Origin of the sequence: Paenibacillus sp. P46E (genome assembly GCF_001909095.1) — a bacterium.
In the GTDB taxonomy this organism is placed as follows: Bacteria; Bacillota; Bacilli; order Paenibacillales; family Paenibacillaceae; genus Paenibacillus_AQ; species Paenibacillus_AQ helianthi.
The window spans coordinates 1-11,772 of record NZ_LVYZ01000042.1; the positions used below are offsets into that span (position 1 = coordinate 1).

Annotated in this window: 8 protein-coding genes; 4 read left to right on the forward strand and 4 right to left on the reverse strand. The window is 52.1% G+C overall.

The features are described from left to right. Positions 1-158 precede the first annotated feature (158 nt). Positions 159-881 carry a beta-glucanase gene (bglS, locus tag A3849_RS14930; RefSeq protein WP_074112140.1) on the forward strand — a complete coding sequence of 241 codons (723 nt, stop codon included), beginning with the start codon at positions 159-161 and terminating at the stop codon, positions 879-881. Between the two features lie 190 nt (positions 882-1,071). Next, positions 1,072-1,806, forward strand: coding sequence for a beta-glucanase (gene bglS / locus A3849_RS14935; RefSeq protein ID WP_372237767.1), 735 nt, complete (start codon positions 1,072-1,074; stop codon positions 1,804-1,806). A 65-nt stretch (positions 1,807-1,871) separates the two neighbouring features. Here the strand turns inward: bglS (A3849_RS14935) and A3849_RS14940 are convergent, their stop codons facing one another. After that, a complete protein-coding gene (locus tag A3849_RS14940) occupies positions 1,872-3,452 on the reverse strand; it encodes an extracellular solute-binding protein (protein ID WP_074112141.1) in 1,581 nt (526 codons plus the stop codon). Between the two features lie 119 nt (positions 3,453-3,571). Between A3849_RS14940 and A3849_RS14945 the strand changes: the two genes are divergently transcribed. Both A3849_RS14945 and A3849_RS14950 read left to right on the forward strand, forming a co-directional pair. After that, complete coding sequence (locus tag A3849_RS14945; protein ID WP_083613520.1) at positions 3,572-5,317, forward strand: sensor histidine kinase; 1,746 nt, start codon at positions 3,572-3,574, stop codon at positions 5,315-5,317. Further along, positions 5,295-6,902, forward strand: coding sequence for a response regulator (locus A3849_RS14950; protein ID WP_074112142.1), 1,608 nt, complete (start codon positions 5,295-5,297; stop codon positions 6,900-6,902). Before A3849_RS14945 ends, A3849_RS14950 begins: the two co-directional genes overlap by 23 nt. Before the next feature lie 5 nt (positions 6,903-6,907). Here A3849_RS14950 and A3849_RS14955 read toward each other — a convergent pair whose 3' ends face one another. The 3 genes from A3849_RS14955 to A3849_RS14965 are packed head-to-tail and all read right to left on the reverse strand — an operon-like array spanning position 6,908 to position 11,745. Then, positions 6,908-9,877 carry a GH36-type glycosyl hydrolase domain-containing protein gene (locus tag A3849_RS14955; protein ID WP_074112143.1) on the reverse strand — a complete coding sequence of 990 codons (2,970 nt, stop codon included), beginning with the start codon at positions 9,875-9,877 and terminating at the stop codon, positions 6,908-6,910. 33 nt (positions 9,878-9,910) lie between these two features. Continuing rightward, the gene (locus A3849_RS14960) at positions 9,911-10,768 is read right to left on the reverse strand and encodes a carbohydrate ABC transporter permease (protein ID WP_074112144.1); all 858 of its coding nucleotides are present in this window, start codon (positions 10,766-10,768) and stop codon (positions 9,911-9,913) included. Then, positions 10,765-11,745: a carbohydrate ABC transporter permease gene (locus tag A3849_RS14965; protein ID WP_083613521.1), complete on the reverse strand. Its 981-nt coding sequence runs from the start codon at positions 11,743-11,745 to the stop codon at positions 10,765-10,767. The genes A3849_RS14960 and A3849_RS14965 overlap by 4 nt, the downstream gene beginning before the upstream one ends. Positions 11,746-11,772 lie beyond the last annotated feature (27 nt).

An 11,772-nucleotide genomic window follows, 5' to 3' on the forward strand; every position in this document is an offset into this window, starting at 1 on the left:
ATATCAGTATGTGTGGGAGGATGGCAAAATACTCTTGTTGCCCAACAAAAAATTGCTTTTTTGTTATTTCGCTTCGGAAGTTGGTATGGTGGCCGGAATAGGCATTGGTTACAATTTAAATGTAAAACGCTTTCATTTCAAGGAGGGATGCTTTTATTATGAGAAGGTTGAAAAATCTTTGCGGTGCAGGTCTGACTTTGCTGCTTGCCGGATTGCTGGCGGGGGCTCCGTCTGTTTCGGCAGCCACCGTCTTTTATGAGCCACTAACCTACTTCAATTCCGCAACCTGGCAAAAAGCCGACGGCTATTCCAATGGCGGTATGTTTAACTGCACCTGGCGCGCTAACAACATCTCGTTTACCAGCGGAGGACAGCTTCGCCTTGCGCTGACCAGCTCCAGCTACAATAAGTTTGACGGTGCAGAGTTTCGGTCTACTAACAAATATAGCTACGGGAAATATGAGGTCAGCATGATGCCGGCTAAGAACAGCGGAATCGTCTCCTCCTTTTTCACCTATACCGGACCTTCCGACGGAACTCCCTGGGATGAAATAGATATCGAGTTTCTGGGTAAAGACACCACCAAGGTCCAGTTTAATTATTACACGAACGGTGCCGGCAACCATGAGAAGATTGTGGATCTTGGATTTGACGCTTCCCAAGGATATCATACGTACGCCTTCGACTGGCAGTCAGGCTACATTAAATGGTATGTGGACGGCGTCTTAAAACATACGGCAACCAGCAATATTCCCTCCCATGCCGGTAAAATCATGATGAATCTGTGGAACGGTACAGGTGTGGATTCCTGGCTCGGGTCATATAACGGAGCCAATCCGCTGTACGCTTATTACGATTGGTTGAAATATACAAGCAACTAAATGTGGGTATTGGACCCCGACAGGCGAGCAGACTGCGTCTGACAGGGTCCTTTTGCTTCTAATGGAAATCCAGTATCTTCAGAATTTGTTATATGGATTGATACATTGGTATGGCGGCCTAAGCCGGCATTCAGTACGATAATAGCAAGACAATATCACAGGAGGAACAGCATTGAATCGCAGAAGGTTAATCAAATTGTCCGCAGCGGTCGCAGCTCTGTCGGCCGCAGTATGGGGCATATGGGCCTTCACTTCAGTATCTAAATCCGAGGCTGGAGTTGTGAAGGACAATTTCTCAGCATTCAACACGGAGTTATGGAATAAAACAGACGGTTATTCCAACGGAGACATGTTCAATTGCACCTGGCGCGAGGACAACATCAAGTTCGCAGGTGACGGTCTCATGACCCTGTCAATCACCAGTCCGTCTTCTGGAGAATTCGACGGTGCAGAGTACCGTTCGCTGGACAAGTACAGCTATGGCAGATACGAAATCCAGATGAAGCCGGCTGCCAATCCCGGTGTAGTCTCTTCTTTTTTCACTTATACCGGTCCCTCGGAAGGGGAGCCTTGGGACGAAATCGACATTGAATTTTTGGGCAAGAACACACAGCAGATGCAGTTGAATTACTTCACTGACGGCGTAGGGAAGCACGAGCAGGTGATCGACCTTGGCTTTGACGCCTCACAGGAATTTCACTGGTACGGCTTCGACTGGAAGAAGAATTCCATTACCTGGTACATCGACGGCCGCCCCGTTCACACGGCAACCGAGAACATTCCCTCCACTCCGGGCCGCATTATGATGAATCTCTGGAACGGGACAGGTGTGGATTCCTGGCTGGAGCCGTTTGACGGCAAAGTCCCGCTCTATGCTTACTATGACCAGTTCCGCTATACTCCGGATAAATCGTCGGACAAGTAAGTAGTTCCGGCGCCATTCCGACAAGAAACCGCCTTAATCAAGGCGGTTTCTTGTCCCTGCGGCTCTCATCGACGGCTGCGGTCCCAGGCATTGACCTCCGAGGTTTCGGTTAGTCCCCCATAGGCTTTCCATTTATCAACGAATTCGTCAAATTCCCCGATGCCGCTGTCCGCAAAGATGATTTTTTGGAAGCTTTTTTGTTCCAGCTTCTTCAGCAATTCGCCGTCGCTCTTCATCGTCGCAGTTGGCGGTCCCGTGAACTGATCCTTGCGGGAAGCCTCCTTCTGGCCGAGCAGCACGGGGGTAATGTCCGTCGGTATTTCCTTGACGACCTTGGAGGGAATTCTCGCTCCATCGAAGGTTAGCGTGTAGGAAGCGACCCGGACACCTCCCAGCGGCAAAGCAGAGGGCGCAATAGTCGGCTTACCGCCTACCATTGCCCAATCATACCCCTCTGCAAGACCATTGGCGAATTCGCCGGTCGAGGTAGCGTAATAATCAAACAAATCATTCTGATAGGTAAAAAAGATTTCAGGATGCTTCATTTTCTTGTTGATTAGAATAGCGCCGTTGACAGGCAAAGTCCCTCTTCTCATGGCGATGCCGTCAGGGCCGTATGGTATGGCAACGGCCTTAACGCGCGCCCGAGGGTCTTTGTCGGTCAGGATGGACAAGGGCCAGCCGCGCATCCAGTACGGACCGGCAATAATGCCAGTCTTGCCGGAGACGAACAGATTAGCGGCACCCTCTTCATCAAGCCACGCACTATCGGTGGACAAGTATCCTTGCTGCACCCAATGCTTCATAAGCGCGACAGCATTCCGGGCGCCTGGCTGCACAGACCCGTATTCAAGTGTTCCGTCGCTCCGGCGGTTCCATTGCTCGGGAACCGTACCGAACGCGCCAAAAATCCAACTGCTGTCCCCCATCCAGGTACTCGGACCGTTGCGGAAACCGACGGCAAGGCCGTAAGTGTCCTTAATACCATTGCCGTCCGGGTCCCGGTTGACAAAGGCATCCATAACCTGCTCCAGTTCGTCCAGAGTCCGCGGCTCAGCAAGTTGCAGCTTGTCCAGCCAATCCTGGCGAATCCAGAGCAGTGGATCAGAGTTATACTCGTAATCCATAATTGGTATCGCATACTTGTGCCCGTCCCGCACAAAGGTATCCCATGCCGAAGGGTCTTCGGCCACAGCCTCCTTCCATACTTTGGAAGCGTACTGTTCAAATAATCCGCCGACTTCCATGAATTGCCCGGAGTCAATCAGTTCCTGAATGATGTCGGCATCCCGTGTCGTTACGACATCGGGCATATTGCCTTTGACCATTTCAAGCCTCAGCTTGTTGGCATAGTTCTCCGAGGTGCCGGAGATGGTCCAAAGATAACGGATACGGATGCCAAGCCGATTCTCGGCCCAAGTTGTATGAACGTTATTTTCAAGGCTCTCGCCTTTTTTAAAGGTCAGATTGGGGTTCACGGAGCCTACCGTATATAGATCTACAGGAGGATTATATTTGCCCGTCTTGATATCGAAATGAGGCGAAGTGCTCTCCGTAGAGATTGCCGGGAGACTTTCACCTGAGCTATGAAACGCGCAGCCCGACAACGTCAAGAGCAGCACGAACAGCGAAAATCGAATTTTCATAGAACCACCTGCTTTTCGTAAATGTTCTGGGGAGTCCCAACAAATTGTACCATAAGCTTCTTGGGCATCGTGTGATACACTTCTTTTAGTACAGCGAAGTCTTTGAAAAGGATGATCTTATGACCTGGCGTCCGAACCTATTTATTAAAATGGTTGCGATTCTTCTCTCCCTTATTTCAGTCACGCTTTTATTCTATGGATTATCCTACCGCAAGGATATCGGTGTCATTTCGAGTCAGATCAAAACGACCGATTTGAATCATCTTGAGTTCATGACCCAGCAGATGGACAACAATATCAACCAATTAGCAGGCAGCATGTATGCCCTTCAGAGAGATCCCACCGTCCGCGACTATGAGCAGATCCGGCAATTGGGCCATCTCATTGATCCCGCCCAGACCATTATGACCGTGCTGGAGAAGCTCTCCCTTCAGACCAGCTCCAGCACGTGGGAGAACCGGATCATCCTGTACAAGCCGAACAGCGGCGAGACCCTGGGCTCAGATTCCTCTCTTTCCTTTGATTCCTCCGTACTGGACAAGCCTTTGCCTTCTGGCTGGGAGTATATATCGGAGGACAAGGGCAGCACTGAGGCGGGCTTCCGTCTGTTGCTGTCGGACCCTGCCGAGAAGAGAATTGTTCCCCGCAAGGCGGGACTACTGATGTCAATGTATTTTCCTGTATCCAATATTGAACGGATGTTCGATGCCTACCAATCGCAAAACAAGGGTGACACCTTCCTGTTCCATCCGTCATTCGGGGTGATTCTTTCACGCAATACCGACCGGGAAATGGCGGAGCAGATCATTACAACACTGGCTCCTTCGACCAATCAGGGGAGTTCAGAAATCTTCAGCCTCAAGGAGGGCAGCTTTCTTGTCAGCTCCGTCCCATCCTCGGCCATTAATTGGCAGGTCGTGCATTATTCGCCGCTGAAGCAGATTCTTCAGCCGATTCGAAGCAGCCGTTATACCTTTCTGACGGGCTCGGCGATACTTTTGGCCATGAGCCTGCTGTTCTCGCTGCAGCTCTACCGCCAAGTGCAGCGTCCGGTAAGCCTCTTGCTGCGTTCCCTCAACAGAATGAAGGAAGGGCGCTGGTCTACCCGTATTCATACCAAGACCAATCCTGAATTCACGATGCTCAACGAAGAGTTCAACGAGATGGCGGAAAAGATCCAATCGCTGATCGAGCAGGTCTACCTGGAACAGCTCCGGGCTAAGGACGCTCACCTGAAGCAGCTTCAATCACAGATCAATCCGCACTTTCTCTACAATTGCCTGTTCTTCATCAAGAGCAAAGCCGTTGTAGGCGATACGGATTCAGTGGAAGCGATGGCGCTTAATCTTGGCGAGTATTACCGCTATATTACTAAGGTTGACCACTCTCTCACAACGCTCCAGGATGAGCTGAAGCTGCTGGAGAATTACTTGGAAATTCAGAATTTGAGGAAACAGCGCATCCGGTACGAGATGGACATTGCTGATGATGTGCTGGGTCTGCAAATTCCCCGGCTGCTGATTCAACCCTTAGTCGAGAACAGTATCATCCATGGCATTGAGAAAAAAATTGGCCCGGGCTTCATCCGAATCACCGCCAGCCAGACGCATGAGGCGGTCACCGTCACCGTTGAGGACAACGGAGCCGGCATGACCCCTGAAGCGATTGCCTCTCTGTATAACACAATATCCGAATCCACGCGCGAGGACGGAGGATGCGGGCTATGGAATATCCAGCAGCGTCTTAAGTCTCATTATGATGATTCTTCCGGCCTTCTGATCGCCCCTTCGCCTGACGGCGGTCTAAAAATCACTCTCCTTATGGAGAAGAAAGAGGAAACAAATGCATCAAATTCTGCTGGTTGACGACGAACCTTACGTCGTCGATGATCTATCCATCTCGCTTCCTTGGGCGGAAATGGGGTTCGAACAGGTTCATAAAGCCTACTCCGGGTACGAGGCGCTGGAGCTGCTTCAGCACTATCCTATCGACATTGTAGTAACTGATATCAATATGCCGGAAATCTCAGGCATTGAACTGATCGCTTCCATCCGCAGCCGTTGGAAGCATATCCGGGTAGTTATGCTGACCGGTTATGCCGAGTTTGAATACGCCCGCAAGGCGATAGAAGAGCAAGCCAGCTCCTACCTTCTAAAACCGATTGCAAATGACCAGTTGATCGCCGTCATCGTTAAGCTCCAGGAAGAGCTTCGAAAAGAGTGGGAAACATGGTCCTCCTATCAGCGAACCATGCAGACCTTCCGCGAACACCTTCCTCTCCTGCGGGATCGCCTGCTCAGCGAGCTGCTACAGGGACGGAAGCTGTCCGGGGCGCAACTGCAAGAACGGCTGGCCCAGTTCGATCTACCGCTGCGGACCGATCTGCCAGTATGCCTCGCAGTCGTAAGACCGGAGGAGTTCTTCCGGCGCCAGGACATGCACAGCATGCTGTTGTTCGAATACGCGATCATTAATATCGCACAGGAGCTGTTCCAGGACCTTTTCCGCATATGGTCCTGCAAGGATGTACATGATTATCTCGTATTTCTGCTCCAGCCCAGGGATGACATTGAATCCGACGGCGATCCGGCAGATGATGTAGCCCAGGCGGCCTATCAGCTGCAGAACCATGTCAGCACGCTGATTGGTGGCGGCCTATCCGTTGTGACTACAGGCTGGGGAGACTTCCCCGACCAGGTCTACCCTCTCTATCAATCCGCCATCTCGGCCATTCGCCAGCATATCGGCAGCGAAACAGGCATCTATCTGGATGTAACGGACAACAGCGGCTCCCAGCCTGTGGAGATTCTTCAGCCGCTCTATGAGCCTCCGCTGCTCTTTCACATGTTCGAAGCGAGCAACTGGCAGGGTATCGAAGACAAGCTGAATGCAATCACTTCGGAGCTGGCCCGAAATCCGGACCGCTCGCTGGAGCACATCCATGAAGTCCGTCTTCATCTGGAGACGGCATTCTATTATTTCGCCCACAAGAACAACAAAATGCTGAGCGAGATTGTCGGCAATCCGATGCTGGAGCAGGCTCCCTTTCAGACGCCGGACAAGCTGCGGGAATGGGCGCTTGAGGTAATCGTTCTGCTGAGAGAGCATTTTGAATCGGAACGCCGGGACAGCCGGACCGTCCTGATTCGGAACGTTCATGAATATATCAACAGCAATCTGCATTATGTCTCACTCCAGGCCATCGCCGATCATGTTCAGATGCACCCGGTCTATTTATCCAAAATGTACAAGCTTGAGACAGGCAAGCGAATCAGCGACTATATCAGCCAGATAAAGATGGAAAAAGCGGCGTATTTGCTAATCCATACGCCGCTGAAAATTTATGAAGTTTCCGCTGAGCTTGGCTACTCCAACGCCCATTATTTTATTAAGCTTTTCAAGGAATACGCTGGCATGACTCCGCAAGAGTTCCGCGATCGGTCGTTGTAACGATCTTAGCCTCGAAATCGCAGTTCCACCTCATGGGAGAGGCCGTCATCTATAGCGGGTACAAGCCCTCCCTCAAGTGTGCGGCCATCCATAATCATATGGGCCGTGCTGTCCTGCGTCCGGCGGAAGCCCTCCGGCTTGCTGATCCGAATCCGGTACGAGGAGCCACCGAGCTTGAGCGTGTAGGCGAACTCCGTCTGCTCTTCCCGCAGGATCGGATTGAGTGCAATGCCTTGCGCTGTATATTCAATGCCCAGCGCTTCCATAAGCGAGAGGGTGAGCCAGGTCGAGGTGCCGCTAAGCATCGGACCGATGTTCTCACCAGTCTCGCTGTTATTATATTGGGTGCAGAATCGCGGATTTCCGCAGATTGCAAACGGATCTTCCATGGTCTTAAACGGCATGATCCGGTCCAGCAGCCAATAGCCGAAGCGACCCAGCTCCGCGGCAAGTTCCGTATCCAACACTTCCTTGGCACCCTTGAACATCGCTGCAGCCGCCATCATGCAGGCATGCTTGAACACGCCGCCATTCTCCCTGTCACCCGGAAAGTATTCGTCCGAAGCTGTGTGGGAGGACACCCGTCCCAGTGCAACAGGCGAGACCAGCTTCAGCCCGAAAGGCGTCATGAGATGCGACTTCATAGTGTCCAGCATCACAGTGATCTGTCCTTCATCGGCACAGCCGGACAGGATGCTCCAACTGAAGGAGTTCAGGAAGTAAGAACCATCGGATGCCGGATCTGAGGACAGACCATCCCCCGCGGCTCCCAAATACGTGTATTCGTCGTTCTCATACCGGTTGAACAGCACGCGCGCGAAGAAGTTATCCTTCCAGGCATGATATTGAATACGTCCCCGCAGCTCTGCTCCAAAGCGTTCCAGCTCCGCGGCATAGTCTTGCTCTCCCTTCCGGGCAGCCAGTACGGATAATTCATCCACCGCTACCTTCAGCAGGAAAGCATTCATGACGCTCTCGGAATAATCGCTGTCCAGCGGATCGCCGAAGACTCCACCAGCTTGTAGCTGCTTCCGGTAGCGTTCTTCCTTGGCCGGGCCGTTCAGATACGTATCGTCGAGCTTCAGGCAATCGTTCCAGTCTGCGAAATCCAGCAATGGAAGACCGTGGCGGCCAACCGAAATACGTCCCGAATATACAATGATCGCCTTCAATGTCTCGAAGACCGGACGACTGGTTTCTTGTCCCGCCACCGGGCAAGACTCGTCCAGGAATTCAAGATCTCCTGTAAGCATTACATATCGATAGACGGCTTGAACAAGCCATAACGCGTCGTCGGACCATTTGCCCGGCTCCTTGCCGACCCAGAAGAAATTGTGATAGGCATAGCCCATTTCGAACACCATACCGGTCCATTCCTTCAGCAGGCTTTTCACCAGACCGCTTCTTCCCATTGAAGCGAAATAATACATCGAAGCGTACAAATCCTGGATTTCGCGGAAGCCAATCTCCCTGTACCCCTTCTGCGTCTGGCAAAAGGAACGGGAGACAAACGATTGGTAGAGCACCTGAAACGGCAGGTTACGATTGACAAATACATCGAAATCCCTGTCACCGGAGGATACCTGCAGGAACTTGCCATACTCGCGCACGAAGCCAGACGATTCCTCAAGCGCCGATTCCGCCGCACTGCGGTCAGCGAAACGGGCAAGCAGCGGCCCTACCTCATCCGCCAGCACCGTTTCGCTCCAAGGCGCACCGCTCTTATCCGAGACAAGCCCGGTCAACTGGTCGATAGTTACCACGCTTCCGGCTGGAATATGAACCTCACCGGCTACAGCGAAAAAGCCCGGTCCCTTGCGGTGCAGAATGCTGCTCAGTTTGAGCGCACCGGCCGGCCGGTGCAGTGAGCCTGTACCGACGAATTCATTGTAGCTGACGCAGTATTCACGCGGCAGTAACGGCCCTTCGGCTCCATGAACGATCATCGTGTGGAAGCGCAGGTCGTGACGGCCTCCTTCCGGATAATAATCGGGACTGATGGCAGCAACGCCTCCCGAGGAATCCTGGAGCACGCCGCCCTGCATGATGACATTGCTGTACAGCACATCCTCGAACAGTGCACCCGGAGCAGCAGAACCGAACATTCCGGTGTAGACAAGCCGGAGACGGCGGTCGCCTTCTCCGTGATTTGCAATCTCAATCTGCTGTATTTCGGTGGCCAGAGGCAGACCTTCGGAGTGCGGCAGGATAAAGATGGTGCGGGTGATTTCCAGACCACAGCGGGTGCGATAGCTTATGACGGTTGCATTCTGTGAATGCCGGCAGATCGCCGATTCAATGGCTGCCTCGCCGGGGTCGGCGGAATAGAAAATCTGCTGACCGTCCTCGAACAGATAGAACTGCCGGTTAGCGGGGAAGCCATTCTCCTCCTGGCGCATATCCCAGCGGGTCGCCAGCACCTGAGTAGCTGCATGTGAACGAAAGCTGCCGCCACCGAACCGGTCTACAACACTCTTCGGTGTAGTCTGGAGCGGATGGGGGAACTGCAGACGGTTGCCCAGCAGCAGATTGACCGCGAAATGCGGACCCGGAACCGGTGAGCGCAAATCAATTACATGCTCACCTTCAGCGTTAAGGATGCCGGCCCAGCCTGGTGCAGCTTGTAGCTGCGCCAGTGCCTCGCTTGCGGTGGCCTTCGGTATGGCAACCGTCTGTTCCGCTCTTCCGGCGTGCCGGATATACAGGGACAATTCCGTGCCTTCACCGTTTGCGGCGAACAGCGCGGATGCGCCGGCCTCGGCCGGGAGCAGCGCTGCCACGGCCGGGAGCTTCAACAGCTCCTGAATAGCCGGCAGCCGAAACGGCAGACCAGCGATGCCGACAGCCCCGCTGCGCTCCGAATCGGTAAAGACGGCGCTAACGTGTACACCGGCGCCAAGCCGGTCGGCAAAGGCTTGCCTCAGAATATCCTCAGCTGAGACTTTGGTTTCTCTAGCGGTATTAAATATCAACATGATTTACTCTCCTCTTCCCTGGCATACTACGGCTCAGCCCTTGACAGCTCCCGCGGTCATACCGCTGATAAAGTATTTTTGCGTCATGAAGAATATCACCATAACCGGCACTGTAACAACTGTAGAAGCTGCCATCAGCAGGTCATAACGGGTATTGTACTGACCGACAAACAGGCGGATGCCGACTGGAATGGTCTGTACATCCGAGCTGGTCGTAAGTACCCAGGCGAAGAGAAGCTCATCCCAAGCCGTAAGGAAGATAAAGATACCTGTCGCAATGATACCGGGCAGAGACAGCGGCAGAATAATTTTGTAAAAGGCTTGGAATTTCGTACAGCCGTCAATGGTAGCCGATTCTTCCAAATCTCTTGGAATCGAGACAAAGAAGCTGCGCATAATCCAGATACTGATCGGGGTGTAGAACGCCGTATAGACGAGAATCATTCCCCAGTATGTGTTGATCATCGGTAAGCCGAATGTATTCTTGATCCACAGGAACATCAGATAGATCGGGAACAAGAACATAATCCCCGGAATCAACTGAGTGGATATGATACTCATGCTGAACAGCTTCGATCCCGGAAAATCAAACCGGGCCAGTGCATATCCGGCCAGCACAGCAAAGGTACCAGCAAGCAGAGTCGTTGCACCGCAGATCAGAAGGCTGTTGCGGAAATAGACGGCAAAATTAACTGTATCCCACATATTGATATAATTGACCCACTGCGGCTTCGGAAGGCTGAAGGTAGTGATCCCGTTCAGAATTTGATCATTGGAGTGCAGAGAGGTGAAGACCATCCACAAGATTGGGAATATCGTCAATATAACGATAAGCCAAGTCACTGAAGTCAGCAGGAACGAACTGACAGAACGTTTACGATGTGTACTCATTGTGCATTCAACTCCGTTCTAAAAGCGCGGTACCAAACGCCGACGATCAGCAGCATGGCAAACATCAGCATGATTGAAGCGGCAGAACCTGAACCGAATGACCAATAACCGAAGGATTGGCGGGTCAAGGCTGTCATCAGGAGGTCGCCCCATTCCCCTGGATATCCGGCACCGTTGCCGAACATCGTGGAAACGATGTTATAGGAGTAGACGTTGTTAATAATTTGGAATAAAAGCTGTACGGCAATAACCGGCTTAAGCATCGGCAGCGTCATATTCCAGAACTGGCGGAACTTGCCCGCACCGTCAATGGTTGCCGCTTCGTAGATATCTTCCGGAATCGTCTGGAGTCCAGCCAGGAAAATAACCATAAGGAACGGCCAGCCGCGCCAGATGGTCGGGATAATGATCGCCCAAATCGTATTCGGTCCAAGCAGCCAGAAAGGCTTCTCTGCATAGAGATGCAGAACGTCAACCAGGAAATAGTTGATAATACCGTTTTGCTGCCACATGAAGCCCCAGAGTACACCGACAACATAAGACGGTACAACCCATGGAAGCAACATTGCTGTACGGGCAATACTGCGGCCGGGAAAATCACGGTTCAGCAGCATGGCCATCATTAGGCCCATGACCATTACACCAATCGTCACGATGACCGCGTAAATGGCCGTGTTGCGAATGGCGAAATTCAACCCTTGGCGGACCGGATTATCGGAATTGAACAACAGTCCAACATAATTGTCCATCCCTACAAAAGGTGCCTTCAAATATTTGCCCAACGTAAATTGGTTCAGCTTCAAAAATGACATCCAGAATCCCTGAATCATCGGGAGCAGATGCACCAGTAACATGAAAATGATGGTAGGAACCATTAGCATATAAGCAAATTTATTCTCTCTAACCCGCTTGCGCCACAGTGCGCGTTTGCTTACGGCTGCTTTTGCGGGAAGATTTTTTTCAGTATGGAGTCCCATCTCTTATCCCTCACTTTAGTAATGGAA

Excerpts from the sequence above, each read along its gene's own strand:
- bglS (WP_074112140.1), top strand. The coding sequence starts at position 159 with ATGAGAAGGTTGAAAAATCTTTGCGGTGCAGGTCTGACTTTGCTGCTT.
- A3849_RS14940 (WP_074112141.1), bottom strand. The coding sequence starts at position 3,452 with ATGAAAATTCGATTTTCGCTGTTCGTGCTGCTCTTGACGTTGTCGGGC.
- A3849_RS14945 (WP_083613520.1), top strand. The coding sequence starts at position 3,572 with ATGACCTGGCGTCCGAACCTATTTATTAAAATGGTTGCGATTCTTCTC.
- A3849_RS14950 (WP_074112142.1), top strand. The coding sequence starts at position 5,295 with ATGCATCAAATTCTGCTGGTTGACGACGAACCTTACGTCGTCGATGAT.
- A3849_RS14955 (WP_074112143.1), bottom strand. The coding sequence starts at position 9,877 with ATGTTGATATTTAATACCGCTAGAGAAACCAAAGTCTCAGCTGAGGAT.
- A3849_RS14960 (WP_074112144.1), bottom strand. The coding sequence starts at position 10,768 with ATGAGTACACATCGTAAACGTTCTGTCAGTTCGTTCCTGCTGACTTCA.
- A3849_RS14965 (WP_083613521.1), bottom strand. The coding sequence starts at position 11,745 with ATGGGACTCCATACTGAAAAAAATCTTCCCGCAAAAGCAGCCGTAAGC.